This is a genomic window from Arthrobacter sp. A2-55, from assembly GCF_025548615.1.
GTDB lineage: Bacteria > Actinomycetota > Actinomycetes > Actinomycetales > Micrococcaceae > Specibacter > Specibacter silviterrae.
This window is the reverse complement of record NZ_JAJLOZ010000042.1, coordinates 24,479-38,827: the sequence shown is the minus strand read 5'-3', so window position 1 is coordinate 38,827 and position 14,349 is coordinate 24,479. Positions and strand designations below refer to the sequence as shown.

Annotated in this window: 13 protein-coding genes; 8 read left to right on the top strand and 5 right to left on the bottom strand. The window is 65.9% G+C overall.

The genetic code is table 11. The features are described from left to right. The first annotated feature begins 514 nt into the window (after positions 1-514). Genes LPN03_RS12585 through LPN03_RS12575 form a run of 3 tightly spaced genes read left to right on the top strand, consistent with a single transcriptional unit; the run spans position 515 to position 3,144 of the window. On the top strand, positions 515-1,879 hold the full coding sequence (locus tag LPN03_RS12585) for a ferric reductase-like transmembrane domain-containing protein (RefSeq protein ID WP_262454473.1): 1,365 nt from the start codon (positions 515-517) through the stop codon (positions 1,877-1,879). 9 nt (positions 1,880-1,888) lie between these two features. Further along, positions 1,889-2,365, top strand: coding sequence for an FMN-binding protein (locus LPN03_RS12580; RefSeq protein WP_262454470.1), 477 nt, complete (start codon positions 1,889-1,891; stop codon positions 2,363-2,365). 53 nt (positions 2,366-2,418) lie between these two features. After that, complete coding sequence (locus LPN03_RS12575) at positions 2,419-3,144, top strand: FAD:protein FMN transferase (RefSeq protein ID WP_262454469.1); 726 nt, start codon at positions 2,419-2,421, stop codon at positions 3,142-3,144. A gap of 16 nt (positions 3,145-3,160) precedes the next feature. Here the strand turns inward: LPN03_RS12575 and LPN03_RS12570 are convergent, their stop codons facing one another. The 5 genes from LPN03_RS12570 to LPN03_RS12550 form a co-directional block, all read right to left on the bottom strand. After that, a complete protein-coding gene (locus LPN03_RS12570) occupies positions 3,161-4,618 on the bottom strand; it encodes a purine-cytosine permease family protein (protein WP_262454468.1) in 1,458 nt (485 codons plus the stop codon). An 82-nt stretch (positions 4,619-4,700) separates the two neighbouring features. Then, positions 4,701-5,843, bottom strand: a complete 1,143-nt coding sequence (locus tag LPN03_RS12565; protein WP_262454467.1) for an NAD(P)/FAD-dependent oxidoreductase — start codon at positions 5,841-5,843, stop codon at positions 4,701-4,703. 48 nt (positions 5,844-5,891) lie between these two features. Further along, positions 5,892-6,368, bottom strand: a complete 477-nt coding sequence (locus LPN03_RS12560; RefSeq protein WP_262454466.1) for a response regulator — start codon at positions 6,366-6,368, stop codon at positions 5,892-5,894. Further along, the gene (locus LPN03_RS12555) at positions 6,365-8,203 is read right to left on the bottom strand and encodes a PAS domain-containing sensor histidine kinase (RefSeq protein ID WP_262454465.1); all 1,839 of its coding nucleotides are present in this window, start codon (positions 8,201-8,203) and stop codon (positions 6,365-6,367) included. The genes LPN03_RS12560 and LPN03_RS12555 overlap by 4 nt, the downstream gene beginning before the upstream one ends. 101 nt (positions 8,204-8,304) lie before the next feature. Then, a complete protein-coding gene (locus LPN03_RS12550; RefSeq protein WP_262454464.1) occupies positions 8,305-9,063 on the bottom strand; it encodes a transcriptional regulator in 759 nt (252 codons plus the stop codon). 139 nt (positions 9,064-9,202) lie between these two features. On the opposite strand from LPN03_RS12550, the gene LPN03_RS12545 reads away from it, so the two are divergent. Genes LPN03_RS12545 through LPN03_RS12525 form a run of 5 tightly spaced genes read left to right on the top strand, consistent with a single transcriptional unit; the run spans position 9,203 to position 14,311 of the window. Further along, a complete protein-coding gene (locus tag LPN03_RS12545; RefSeq protein ID WP_262454463.1) occupies positions 9,203-10,537 on the top strand; it encodes an MFS transporter in 1,335 nt (444 codons plus the stop codon). A 58-nt stretch (positions 10,538-10,595) separates the two neighbouring features. Continuing rightward, positions 10,596-10,988 carry a RidA family protein gene (locus LPN03_RS12540; RefSeq protein ID WP_262454462.1) on the top strand — a complete coding sequence of 131 codons (393 nt, stop codon included), beginning with the start codon at positions 10,596-10,598 and terminating at the stop codon, positions 10,986-10,988. Between the two features lie 13 nt (positions 10,989-11,001). Further along, positions 11,002-12,309 carry an amino acid aldolase gene (locus LPN03_RS12535; RefSeq protein WP_262454461.1) on the top strand — a complete coding sequence of 436 codons (1,308 nt, stop codon included), beginning with the start codon at positions 11,002-11,004 and terminating at the stop codon, positions 12,307-12,309. A gap of 26 nt (positions 12,310-12,335) precedes the next feature. Next, positions 12,336-13,904, top strand: a complete 1,569-nt coding sequence (locus LPN03_RS12530; RefSeq protein WP_262454460.1) for an N-acyl-D-amino-acid deacylase family protein — start codon at positions 12,336-12,338, stop codon at positions 13,902-13,904. Further along, the gene (locus LPN03_RS12525) at positions 13,898-14,311 is read left to right on the top strand and encodes a rhodanese-like domain-containing protein (protein WP_262454458.1); all 414 of its coding nucleotides are present in this window, start codon (positions 13,898-13,900) and stop codon (positions 14,309-14,311) included. The genes LPN03_RS12530 and LPN03_RS12525 overlap by 7 nt, the downstream gene beginning before the upstream one ends. The last annotated feature ends 38 nt before the right edge of the window (positions 14,312-14,349 follow it).

The following is a 14,349-nucleotide window of genomic DNA, read 5'->3' as shown; positions in this document are numbered from 1 at the left end:
TCCACCATATTGCGCATCGAGGTGGCCGGTTCAGGGGCCAACCATGTGGTGCCCCCGGGCATGGGGCCTGGTTCCTGACCCTACCAGCGTCCGAACCGTCCAGTGGTGCACACAGCGGCCAATCAAATCCCCGTTATGGGTGCAGACTGTTCGGAGTCGTCTTTTGGCACGATGCCCACCCACGTTCTGCGCATCCCCTTCTCAAGATGACTTTCAACGTAACTTCTGAAGCCTCGAACTGGGTCCTCCGTGCGGCGACACTGTGGGTCATGTTGGCGGATTTCGGGCATCACCCGGGTATTGGCCCGCCGGCGCACTTCTCACCAGGCCTGGCGCCCGCCATAACTCATGCCGGCCACCGCCCACGGCCGCGAAGTCACAGCAGGCTCCCAGATGCTTGGCGGAAAGAAATCGGGTACACCACATAAATTCTCTCCGTGGGGTTGTGTTCCAGGGGCGGCCCAAGAGTTGCCTCGCCTACATTTCACGGAGCGGAGAATGGCAAGTGGTCAATATGCTGCGGGCGCAGGCCCTGCCACGAGCGGACAGGGTGCATGGCCGAATCAGGTGCGTCCGTCCCGCCGCCGTGTTGTGGCTGGTCTGGGCCGGAGCGGCCGCCGTCCTCAGTTTGTGGTGGTTCGACACGCCGAATGTTTCCGGGCTTGGTGACTGGCTGACCGGGGCCGGGCGGATTACGGGACTGATGGCCGGCTATGCCGTGGTGGTGCTCATTGCCCTCATGTCCCGCATACCCGCCTTGGACCGCGGCGTCGGGACGGACCGGCTGTCCCGCTGGCATGCCATGGGCGGGCGCTACGCCGTCGGACTGACCGTGGCTCACGGGCTTCTCATCACGTGGGGCTATGCGGTCACCTCCCACACCAACTTCCTGCACCAGGGCGTGGTGCTGATCCTCAGCTACCCGGACGTGCTCGCTGCAACGGTGGCCGGGCTGCTGCTGTTGGGCGTGGGGATGGTCTCGGCCCGGGCCGCCCGCGCCCGGCTGAAGTATGAAACCTGGTTCTACCTGCATTTCTACACCCACCTGGCCGTGGCGCTGGCCTTCAGCCACCAATTTTCCACGGGCGCGGACTTCATCAACAACCTGCCGGCCCGAATCCTGTGGTCGGCCCTGTACATTGCCGTGGGGGCGCTGCTGCTGTGGCACCGGATCCTCACCCCCCTCCGCCAGGCCTTGCGCCACCGCATGCGGGTTGCGCAGGTGTACGCCGAGGGACCCGGGGTTGTGTCCATTGTCATTTCGGGGCGCCACCTGGAGGAACTGGCCACCGAGCCAGGACAGTTCTTCCGGTGGCGCTTCCTCACCAGGGATTCATGGTGGGCAGCCAACCCGTTCTCACTGTCCGCCCCCGCCGCATCCAACAGCGTGCGCATCACGGTGAAGGACCTGGGCGAACACAGCCACCAGCTCCGGTATCTGCGGGCCGGAACAAGAGTCGTCGCCGAAGGGCCATACGGGGCATTCACTGCCAGGCTCCGGCGCCGCCGGAAGGTCCTGCTCCTGGGCGGCGGCGTGGGGATCACTCCCCTGCGCGCCCTCTTTGAAACCCTTGAGGGAGTGCCCGGCGAGGTGCTCATGATGTACCGGGCCAGTTCCGAATCCGATGTGCTCTTCCGCTCCGAACTCGACTCCATCGCCGCGACGAGGGGCACAAGGGTTTACTACGCCGTCGGCCCCCACCGTTCCGGCAATGCCAATCCGCTCGCGGCCAGGCGCCTCCTCGCCGCCGTGCCCGACCTTGCCCACAGGGATGTCTACCTTTGCGGACCGCCTGGCATGACGGCGGAGGCCATCAAGGGCCTGCGGGCTGCGGGTGTTCGCCCGCGGCAGATCCACCACGAATCCTTCGAGCTGTAGGAGCGCCCCGTGAAACGCGCCATTGTCACCATAGCCGCCACCATTGCCGGGATAGTTTTGCTGCTTGGATTCAAGACACACCCCATGCCGGAAACCACCAGCACGGGACCGGTCGCGGCCTCCTCGCCCACCGCCGGCGCCAGCCGGCAACCCTTGAGCGGCCCCACGGCCACCGGCGCGCCGGCTACCGGGGCACCGGCCACCGGGACCAGCACGCTTACCGGCACCACGGTGGAAACCCAGTATGGGCCCGTCCAGGTGCAGGTGACCGTCACGGGGACCAAGATCACGGACGTGACAGCCATTCAAGTCCCCTCCGGGAACCGCCGCGACCAGCAAATCAACAGCTATGCCATACCCCAACTCACTCAGGAAGTGCTCACGGCCCAAAGCGCGCACGTCGACATGGTGTCCGGGGGGACCTACACGAGCGAAGGCTACCTGACGTCGTTGCAGAGCGCGCTGGACAAGATCGGCATCAAGTGAAGCCGGGAAGCCGTGCGTTCGATCATGGGCCCATGCGCCGGGTGGAGCCGTGCATGGGGACTGTCTTTTCCTTCGACATCCGTGCGCCGGGCGTCAGCGCCCACGCACTGCAGGGTGTCGTTGACTGGCTCCACCGCATGGACGCCATGTTTTCCACCTATAGGCCCGACAGCGAAATTTCACTACTTGACCGCGGCGGTCTCGAGCTCGGGGAGTGCAGTCCCGAAGTCCATGAAGTCCTTGAGCTGTGCGAACAAGCCTCCCGCGACAGTGGCGGATACTTCACGGCCCGGCTTCCGGGAGGGCTGGATCCGTCCGGAATGGTCAAGGGCTGGGCCGTCGAGCGGGCCTCCACCATGCTCCAGGCCGCCGGCTCAACCGCCCACGCCGTGAACGGAGGAGGAGACATCCAGCTCCTTGGCAAGCCTCAGGACGGCCGGCCGTGGACCATTGGCATCGCTGACCCCTTCCGCCGTACCGCCCTGGCCACCACTGTCGCCGGCACGGACATGGCTGTTGCCACCTCCAGCACTGCGGAACGCGGACAGCACATCATTGACCCCATCTCCGGACGGCCTGCAACGGCTTTGGCCAGCATCACCGTCACGGGCCGGCACCTGACCACGGTGGACGCCTATGCCACGGCCGCACTCGCCATGGGCGACAAGGCGAAATCCTGGATCAGCGGGCTTTCGGGCGTCGAAGCCTTCGCCATCACGGCCACCGGCGAGAGGTGGCAGACGCCAAATTTTCCGACGGCCGGCAACCCGGGGAACTGACGTCGGAGTCCCCGGGCTACGGCAGGATGTGCTCGTGGGCCGCCTCTTCCAGTTGAGCGGCCTGTGCCCGGGCCAGTTCAGCCTCGCCGGCCACATCGATGTTCCGGGTGAGCAGCCAGTACAGAACTGCCGAGACAGGAAGCCCGATGAACAGCGAGATGTCGGCCCCGTTCATGGCAGCCGCCACTGGGCCAACGAAGAGCGCGCCGGCCGAGAAGAAGGGAATCATGACGACGAACCCCACCAGGTAGGCGATGATTCCCGGCCAGCCCCACCGCCCATAGATGCCGTTGGGCTTGAAGATCTCCGCGATGGCATAGTGGCCCTTGCGGACGATGAAGTAGTCGGTCAGGTTGACGGCCGTCCACGGGATGAAGAAGTACAGGACCAGCAGCAGGAAGTCGTTGAAGTTAGCCAGGAAGTCGGCGGAGGCGAGGTTGGCGAAGACCAGCGAAAGCGCAGCCGTAATCAAAATCGTCACCACCCGCAATCTGAGCGTGGGCCGGATGGTCCGCACGCTGTCGATCGATGAGATCAGCGTGAGCGAACCCCCATACATGTTCAGGGCGGTAACTGAGACCAGGCCCAAGGCGGCAATGAACAGGGCAATTGATCCGAATCCCGGGAACAGCTTGCCCGCGGTGGCTTGAATCGAGCCGATGGTGTCGAAGTTCTTGCCTGCCGCGGCGGCGATGAAGGCGCCGAGGAACATCACACAGATGCCGCCAAGTGAACTTCCCCAGAAGGTCCACCGGAAGGTGCCACGCGCTGACGTTGGCGGCAGGTAGCGGGAGTAGTCGGAAACGTAGATGGCCCAGGAAATCTGGTAGCCGGCGGCAACGCCCAATTGGCCCAGGAAGGGCACCAGGTGAAAGTCGGCCAGGTCGAAGGCCCCGGCCGGCATGGAGAGGTGGGTCACGACCGCCACCGTCAGCAGGGCCAGCATGGCGATGGTCAGGTACGTCAGGTAGCGCTCAAAGCCATGAATGAGGTCATAGCCAAAAAGGGCCACGACGACGGCGACAATCGTCACCACCCAGAACCACACGTTGACCGAACCGCTGTGGACGGATCCGGCCAAGGCCTGGCCGGCCAGGACGGTGTTGAAGATGTTGAAGCCGGCATACTGCAAATAGGCGAACAGCCACACCAGCAGGGCCCCAATGTAGCCGAACTGAGGACGGGACTGGATCATTTGCGGAAGGCCCAGCTGCGGCCCCTGCGATGAGTGGGCCGCCATGAACAAGGTCCCCACCAAGGTCCCCGCGGCGATGGCAATGAGTGACCAGACCAGGTTTCCACCGGTCGTGATGCTGATCAGGCCCACGGCAAGCGTGGCGATCTGGGCATTGCTCATGAACCACAGGGGCCCAATGTGGGAGACCTTCCCGTGGCGTTCGCTCAGCGGCACATAGTCAATCGACCGTACCTCCAGCCCCCGGCCCTTGGCCTGGCCCGTGTTCGCACTACTCATCGAAAATATCCTTATCTCCAGTGAAAGTCGGGGCCCGGATGGCCCGCCGGCTCAAGAACAATCCATCTGCCCCGTCCCGCCTTCAGCCATGCAGGACCTGGTGGACAAACTGGACGGCCACCGACCCCTCGCCCACTGCGGAGGCAACCCGCTTGACGGAGCTGGCCCGGACGTCCCCGACGGCAAAAACGCGCGCTGCGCTCGTCTCATACAGGAACGGATCGCGGTCTCCGTCGGCCGTACGGTGGCGCCGCCCGCCCAGCGCGGGCCCCGTGAGGATGAATCCGCGCCCGTCCCTCGCTATCTGCGGCGGCAGCCAGTCGGTGCGCGGCAGGGCGCCGATAAAGACAAACAGCGCCGACGCCGGCAGGCGTTCGCTGACGCCCGTGGCGGCATCGTGAATGACCACGCCCTCCAGGCGTTCCGAACCCTCAACCGAAAGCACGGATGTCCCGCAACGGACAGTGATGTTCGCGCACCCCGCAATTTGCTCCACGAGGTATGCGGACATCTTGGCGCCAAGCTCGCTGGCACGGCACAGGATGGTCACGGAGCGCGCGTACTCGGAGAAGTAGACGGCCGCCTGGCCGGCCGAGTTGGCCCCGCCCACAATCACAATGTCCTCACCGCGGACGGTGTCGCGCTCGCCCAGTGAGGCCCCATAGAACACGCCGCGGCCCTCCAATTCGGAGCTGCCGGGGACGCCGAGGCTGTTGTAGGCGACTCCGCAGGCCAGTATGACGGCACCGGCGCTGATGGCAGCACCGTCCGCCAGCTCCAGCCGGGGGTACGGTCCCGAAAGGTCAAGGCCCGCGGCGGGCGACGGCGCCAGCAGCTGCACCTGGAATCTCCGGGCCTGTGTCACGGCCCGCCGGGCAAGGTCGGCCCCGGAAATCCCTGTCGGAAATCCCAGGTAGTTTTCGATGCGTGAGGATTGCCCCGCCTGCCCGCCGGGGACCATTGCCTCGAGGCAGACTGTCCGCAAGCCCTCGCTGGCCCCGTACACGGCGGCAGCCAGCCCGGCGGGCCCTGCCCCAATGATCGCCAGGTCGAAGACCTCGCCGTCGGCGTGGGTCTTGTGGCCCAGCGCCGAAGCCAGGGCGGCCACGTCGGGGGCGTGGAGGGCTGTGCCATCCGGGGTGATGACGAGGGGCAGCCCGTCCTGTCCTGCAGCCTCAAACAATTGCCGGCCCTCCCGGCTGGCGTCGACGTCGAACCACTGCATCGGGATCTGGTTGCGCTGCAGGTAGTCGAGGACCTCATGCGTGCGCGCCTACCACCGGCTGCCAACCACCCGTGTCAGGGCAAAACTGGGCTGGTTGTTGGCGTGCCAGTCTTCCAGCAGGTCGTCGATGACGGGGAACAGCCGCTCCTCGGGCGGGTCCCAGGGCTTGAGGATGTAGTAGTCAAGGTGAAGGTCGTTGATGGCCCCAATGGCCACCTCCGTGTCGGCGTAGGCGGTGAGCAGCACTGTGCGCACCCCGGGGAACAGCTGCCGGGCAGCAGTGAGCACCTCTGTCCCGGCAACCCCAGGCATGCGCTGATCAGAGACCACGACGGCGGTCGCGTCGCCCCGGACTTTCAACTGCCTGAGGGTGCCGACGGCCTCGGCGCCGCCAGCCGCCGTCAGCACCCGGTAGTGGCGCCCGTACCGGCTGCGCAGGTCCCCTCGCACCGCACTGAGGACAGCTGGGTCGTCGTCGACGGCGAGAATCACGGGCCGCTGCGGCGCCGCTGCGTTCATAGTCATGCCGGCCTCCCGTTGTGCGTGTCACCCGCGGTGGCTCCGGTGTCGGGCAGCCGAAGCGGCAGCCACACCCGGAACACGGTGTGCCGGGGCGCAGACACCACGTCAATGGTGCCGCCCATGCCCCGGACCATGTTGGAGACAATGCTCAGCCCCAGCCCGGTCCCTTGGCCCGGGGGCTTCGTGGTGAAGAACGGTTCAAACACTTTCCCCACCACCTCGGGCGGAATGCCGGGCCCGTCGTCCTCGATCTCGACGGCGACCCCGCCTTCGGCGGTCCGGGTGCGGATGGTCAGGTGCCCGGCACCGTCCATCGCATCGGCAGCATTGTCAATGAGGTTGGTCCACACCTGGTTCAGTTCGCTGCCCAGGGTTTCGATGCGGGGAACATCGGCACCGTAGTCGCGGACCACCTCGATGCCCAGCCTGAGCTTGGACGCGAGCATGACGAGCGTTCCGTTGAGCCCTTCCTGGACGTCGACATCCTGCACAGGTGCGCGGTCCATGTAGCTGTAGTCCTTGAGCGCGCCCACGATCTGCGAAATGCGTGCCGACCCGTGCCCGATCTGGGCGATGAGGCCATACGCGTTGTGCGCCTCCGACAGGGCCGTGATCGCTGCCTCCAGGCGGCCCGGGGCGAACGTTGCTGCCAACCCGTCAAGGTCCGCCGCGGCCATCCCCAGTTCGACAAGGGAGCCCGCAGCATCCCAGGAATCGGCGAGCCCGTGGGCCGCCAGCCAGTCCCCCACCTCGTCCTCACGGTCGCCCCGGTCCAGCGGGTCCAGCCGGCCGGAGTCCTTTGGGTGTGCCGCGGCGGCTTCCATGAGCTTGGCAAGCTGCTTGGCTTCGGCGGGGTCCTGCGTTGCGCGGGCCAGGGTGAGCAGGGCCGAGCAGGTCCTGGAAAAGGTTTCTTCCAGGAGTGCCGCCCCGCGCCGCGCAGCAGCGGCCGGATTGTTCAGTTCGTGGGCCATGCCTGCGCTGAGGCGCCCAAGGGTGGCCAGCTTTTCGCTCTGGACCAGCGCTGCGGAACGTTCCGCGACCTCATCCTCCAACTGGCGCCGGTAGGCGGCCTGCAGTGCCTCCGCCTTCTTTCGGTCGCTCACATCCCTGAAAAAGGTGTGCGTAGCAACGAACTGCCCGTCCCGGAACCTCCCTGTCGCGTTCCCCTCGACAGGAAAGGTGTGCCCGTCCTTGGCTACAAACGTCACCTCCACCTGGTCGAAGGACTTTCCGCTCATGATCTGGGCAATGAGGATGGAGCAGTGTTCGTGGTCGGCCTCGGTGACGATGTCGAAAAGGGTCAGCCCGGGCAGATCCTCAAGGGTGTAGCCGAGGTTGTCGTGCCAGGCGCGGTTGACGAAATCAAAGTGGCCGTCGGGCAGGATGCTTTGGACAATGTCGTGGGCGGACTCGATGAGGTCCAGATAGCGCTGGTCGCTCTCACGTCCGCGCACTTCGGCGTCGTGCTTCGGCGTGAGGTCCTGCGCCACGGCCCGGAAGGCCTGCTCCCCGGGCATTCCGACGGCTGTCCAGGACAGCCACCGGCTCGACCCGTCTGCGGCAATGAAGCGGTTTTGGAAATGGACGATGCCGGTCCCTCCCCGTGCGGCGTCCAGTTGTTCCGTCGTGGCCCGGGCGTCATCCCCGTGCACAAAACCCATGAAGGGGCGGGAGAACAAATCCTCTTCCGTCCAGCCAAGGAGCCCCTCCCAGTCGCCCGTGGCTTCCCGGAAAATGCCGTCATAGCCAGCCACACAGGCCAAATCCGCGCTCAGGTCCAAGAGCAGCGCTGCGACCGGAGGCGGCCACGATTCGATGCCAAGCCCATTTTGCGTCAAGGGATGCTCCTTCACAAACCCCCGTTCGGCGTCGGACCGGGGATTTTTGAACCATACACCCGTTTGGGTCAGTTGGTCCCGGCTGCACGTGGCATATTTCCCTACCGTTCCGCAGCGGCCGTGGCCGGGTCCAGGCCCTGGCTGCGGGCCTCGTCAAGGTAGGAGTAGGCGGTGACCCTGGAGATGTCCAGGCGCGCCGCAATCCTTTCAATGCCCTTGCGCATCTGCAGCACCCCCTGCTGGTCCAAGGTGGTGAGCACAGCAATGCGGTCATCCCGGCTCATCTGCCCCACCGGCTTGCCGACTTCCCGGATGGCCTCGGCAATCATCACATCCATCACGGAAACCAGGTCCCGGCCAAAGTATTCGTTGGGCTGTTCCGGGAAATTCGCCGCTTCCTGCGGCAGGAGTCCGCCCAGAATGGCCCGCGCCTGGTGGATGGCGCTGACGTCGACATTGATGCACAGGGCGGCAATGATCCGCCCGGCAGCGTTGCGGAAGTACACGGAGGAGCAGCGCAGCTGGCGCCCGTCGCTGGCGATGCCCCGGTAGCCAAAGGCATTGTGGTCAGCAGACTGGTTGTGGATCACGCTTGCGCCCAGGCTCGAGGACGGGCCCCCTATCTCACGCCCCGTGACATGCCCGTTCTCAATGGCTGCAATGGTGTGGCGGAGATCCGGATTCGGGGCCGAAAGATCATGCAGGACCACCTCGCAGCCCGGTCCGGCGGCAGCAGCCATGGCGTGCATGACAGGCCGGAACACCACCAGAATGTCGGCCACGGACTCATACGTCCCCATGTGGGCCAGCTGGTCCACGCCGGCTGGGGCTGCACTCGCCGCCATAAAGTCCTCAGTCATATGTCAGTCCTATACGCACGAAACAATATATACAAATTGTAAAAGCCGTAGACATATTGTTCAAGCCCTGCTAATTTGAAACACGTCGCGGCACAGCCCGCGGCTCCAGGAATTCATTGAGGCGGGCAAGGAGGCTCCCATGGCAGTAACCCACCAGGCGCAGCAAGCGTCGTGGAGATCGACGATTTCGGCAAAACAGCGCCGCACCATTGCCGGTGGTGCGGTCGGAACCTTGATGGAGTATTTCGACTACTACCTCTACGGGCTGGCCTCGGCCACCGTGTTCCCCACAGTGTTCTTCCCCAATGACAATGCAGTCGTGGGAACACTGTCATCCTTCGCCAGTTTCGCGTTCGGCTTCCTGCTGCGCCCGGTTGGCGGCCTCATTTTTGGCCACATCGGCGACCGGCTGGGCCGCAAGACGGCACTCATGATCACCGTCATCGGCATGGGCCTCTCCACGGCAGCCATCGGCCTGATTCCCTCGACCAATGCCATTGGCATTGCCGCCCCGATCCTGCTGCTGGTCTTCCGCATGTGCCAGGGCCTCTTCGTGGGCGGCGAGATGGGCGGTGCCGCGACCCTGGTTGTCGAACACGCACCCGCCGGCCGCCGCGGACTGTTTGGGGCGCTGCTGATCAGCGGCGCGGGAATTGCCAATGTCGCCTCGGCCGGACTCATGACGCTGGTCGGGGCCGGATCGTATTCGTTCTTCATCGCGTGGGGCTGGCGGATGCCGTTCGTGTTCGCACTGGTCCTGGCCGTCGTGGCCATCGTGCTGCGCTCCAAGCTGGAGGAATCGGACGAGTTCAAGGAACTAGCCGCAGCCCGGGCCAACAAGCCGCAGGAACGCAAGTCCCCCCTCAAGGAGGTTTTCCGCCACCCAAAGAACGCCATCCTGGGCATCCTCATTGGACTGCCTCAGAGCATCGCCGGCTACATCATCCTGACCTTCGGGCTGGCCTACATGGTGTCCAAGGGCACCCACGCCCAGGTTGGATTCATCGGAACCATGATCGTGGGAGTCCTGCAAATCTTCGCGGCCCCGTTGTGGGGAGCCCTGTCGGACAAGATCGGCCGCCGCAAGACCTACATTGGCGGCTGCATTGGCTTTGCCCTGCTCATTTACCCCGCCTTCGTGCTCTACGGAACCGAGGTGGCCATACTCATCTGGCTGGGCATGATCATCGGCTTCGTCATTCCCGGCGTGGCCATGCAGGGCACCCTTCAGACGATGCTCGTTGAAATGTTCGACGTCGAGGCACGCACCACCGGCGTCAACATCGGCTACCAGATTTCCAACACCATCGGCGGCGGCTTTGCGCCCCTGATCGCAACAGCCCTCGCCGCGGCGTTCGGGAGCGTGTGGCCGGTGATCGTCTACGCTGCCGTCATCTGTGTCATCGGCATTGTTGCAACCGCCTATGCTTCGTTCCGGCCCGACGTCGAGAACGCAGGACGGCTGCACGCGTAGCCTTGCCTGCAAGGAACGCCAGCCGCACAGCCGCACCACCTACAGAAATGGACCATTCATGAACTTCACCCCGAAGACCGCGTTCCGCACCACCAACGCTCCGCAGCCCGCCGGCCCCTACAGCCAGGGCATTGAGGCAAACGGATTCTTCTACACGGCAGGCTTCGGGCCGCAGGACCCCGTCACCGGAGCCGTCCCCGATTCCGTGGGCGAGCAGACGCGGCAGGTGTTGCGCAATGTGCAGGCCATCCTCAAGGAACGGGGGCTGACCATGGACCACTGCGTCAAGACCACGGTGCACCTCGCCGACCTGGCAGACTTTGCCGAGTTCAACGACGCCTACCAGGAATTCTTCTCCGAGCCCTATCCCGTGCGCACCACGGTGGGGTCGCAGTTGGCGGACATTCTCGTGGAAATCGACGTGGTCGCCGCCGTTCCGGAAAGCAAGTAGGGACAGGGCAGGAATGGCAACCAGGAAGCTGCGGCTGGAGGAACTCGGGGAAGCACGCCTTTCCCCGCGCGACAAGGGGATCCCCGAACGCGCGTTTGGCATGACCGTGACGGAATTTTTGGCCACCCGGCCCCGTCTCGCCGAATTCTGGACGCCGCTGGTTGCCTTGGACCAGTCAGCCATTGACAACAACGTTGACGTCATGGCCAGGTGGTGTTCGTCCCGGGGGCTGCAACTCATGCCGCACGGCAAGACCACCATGGCCCCGCAGCTGTGGCAGCGGCAGCTCGACGCGGGCAGCACCGGCATCACCCTGGCCACCATGGGGCAGGTGCGCACCGCACGCAGTTTCGGGCTGGACTCCATCATGCTGGCCAACGCCGTCGTCGACGGCCGCTCCCTGCGCTACCTTGCCGGTGAACTGGCCGATCCGCAGTTCCGGTTTGTCTGCTGGGCAGACTCCGTGGCCACCATCGCGGCCATGGAACATGAGCTGCGCGGCGTTGACCTGCCCCGGCCGGTGGATGTGTGCGTCGAACTGGGTGCGGCAGGCGGGCGCACCGGTGCCCGGTCTGTCGCCGAAGGCCTTGAGGTGGCCCGGCGCGCCGCCGCCTCGGACGTGCTCCGCCTGGCCGGCGTCGGCGGTTACGAAGGTTCCCTCGGGCATGACCGCTCGGAGGAGACACTGGCGAACGTCCGGCGCTACCTATGGCAACAACTCGAACTGCACCGGGCGCTGGGCGGGCTGTACGACGACGGCGACATTTTCGTCACCGCCGGCGGCAGCGCCTACTTCGACGTTGTCGCCGAGGTGTACGGGGACGCCATTGCTGCGGACCCGCACACCCTGTGGACGTTGCGCAGCGGCGCCTACATTACGCACGACGACGGCTTCTACCGCCGGATTTCCCCGCTCGACGAGGGACGCCCGGCGGGCCAGGCAGGGCCGCACGGGGCCGGGGCGGGCCGCCTGCTTCCGGCCATGCGTGGCATTGCCCGCGTGGTGTCCCACCCGGAGCCCGGCCTTTCCCTGCTCGACGGCGGCAAGCGCGACTTCCCCTTCGACGAGGGGCTGCCCATCCCCCGCCGGCAGGCGCCGGACCTGCAAGGCCCCTGGACGCCGCTGGCCGGCTCAAGCATTCCCGCCATGAACGACCAGCACAGTTATCTGGTGCACAGCGGCCGGGACCTGGGGCTTGGTTCGGTGGTCTCCCTGGGGCTTTCGCATCCCTGCACGACATTCGACAAGTGGCACTACCTGCCCATGACCGCCTCACAGGACAGCGACCTCGTCGTCGAACTGGTCCGCACCTTTTTCTAAGAGTCGACCCCCGAAAGGAACTCACCATGCGTTTGGTGTTGCGCGGCGGAACCGTCGTAGATGACCAGGGAATGCGAACGGCCGACGTCGGCATTGTCGGTGAGGCCGTCACTGAGGTAGGGGACCTGCCCCAGCTGGCAGGCGATGACGCGATTGACTGCCGCGGACGGTACGTGCTGCCCGGATTTGTTGACGTCCACTCACACGCCGACGGATTCATTGAGGACGAGGCAGTCCAGCGGGCCTTGCTGAAACAGGGTGTGACGACGGTGATTGCCGGGCAGGACGGGGTCTCCTACGCACCTGGCGACGGCAGCTACGCCAGCGGGTACTTTGCCGCCATCAACGGAGCGCACCCGCAGTACCGCGGCGGCGGAGTGGCTTCACTCCTCGGCGCCGTTGACGGACGGTCACGGCTGAATTATGCCTACCTCGTCCCCGCGGGCACCGTCCGGGCGGAAGTGTGCGGGCGGTCCAGCGGGCCCGCGACCCCCACCCAGACGGCCGCCATGGCCGCCCTGGTCCGGCAGGGGCTCGAGGAGGGCGCCGTCGGCCTGTCCACGGGGTTGGACTACGTGCCCGGAATCTTTGCCACGGCGGATGAGATCGCTGCACTCTGTGCCCCGGTGGCTGATGCCGGGGCCGTGTATGTCACGCACATGAGGGGCGGCTACGAGGCCAACTCGGCCGCGGGCATTTCCGAGATCGCCCACATCGCGTCCGTGTCTGGCGCCCGCATCCACATATCGCACTTCCACGCACAGGCGCACATCATCGATGCCCAGCTGCGGTACCTCCGGGACGCGGGCGTGGATGCCACCTTTGACGCGTACCCCTACACCCGCGGCTGCACCCTGCTGGCCATGCCGCTGCTGCCCCACGAACTCTCCGTGCAGCCTGCCGAAACGGTGGTGAAGGCACTGAACGACCCCGCCGAACGGGCCCGCCTGCGCCGCGACTGGTTCCCCTCCATTGAGCGCAATGCCAGCCTTGGCCCCGACTGGCCGTCCATGATCACCCTCGCCCACATCGGCGCCGCCGGCTATGCCTGGGCGCACGGGCTGACACTCGAGGCAGCCGCCGCACGCGCCGGCACCGACCCCATCGACTTCAGCCTGGAGGTGCTGGCCGCATCACGCCTGGACGTCAACGCCGTCATGGCCGTGCGGCACCGGCGCCCCGTCGCCGAATTGGCCGCCATCTTCTCCCAGGAGGGCCACATGGGCGGTTCCGACGGCATCTTCATTGGCGCACACCCGCATCCGCGGGCCCGGGGCACCTTCGCCCGGTACCTGCGCCAATACGTGCGTGAAACGGGCACCTGGTCATGGCCACAGGCAGCAGCCCACCTTTCAACGGCGCCTGCAGCCCGCTTCGGCCTGGGCCGGCGCGGCAGGGTCTCCCCCGGCTGGGTGGCGGACCTTCTGGTTGTCGACCCGCTCGCCGTTGCCGATCAGGCCACCTATGACGATCCGCTGGGCGAGTCCGTGGGAATTGACGACGTCCTGGTGGCAGGGCAGGCAGTGCTGCGCCGCGGCGCCGTCGCCTCCGGAAAACCAGGCATGGGCCTGCGGCGGGCAGGCGCCCCATGGTGACCCAAAGTGAGCTGCTCGCCTTCGTCGACGCAAAGCTGGCCTACGAAATTGACGTGGTCGCAGCCGCCGCAGCACAGGCTGGCGGGGCCGTCATCGTCGACACCCGCAAACAGCTTTCCTGGGACCACGGCCACGTGGCAGGTGCACTCCACCTGCCCGTGGCGGGGCTCGAAGAGGCACTGGCCTTGCTGCCCCGGGAGCGGCGCTACATTGTCTACGGTTGGGGCCCCGGCTGCAACGGGGCAACCCACACGGCACGCCGGCTGATCGCCGCGGGCCTGGACGTCCGCGAAATGATCGGCGGTTACGAATACTGGGTGCGGAACCAATTCCCGGTGGAAGCTGCCGGCCCCTTGCCCCCTCGCGGGCCCGACCCCCTGGTTTCGGCCGAGGCTGCCGGGGAATAGTTCGGCTGCCGGATTGGGCAACAGGGATTGTCCCTCCG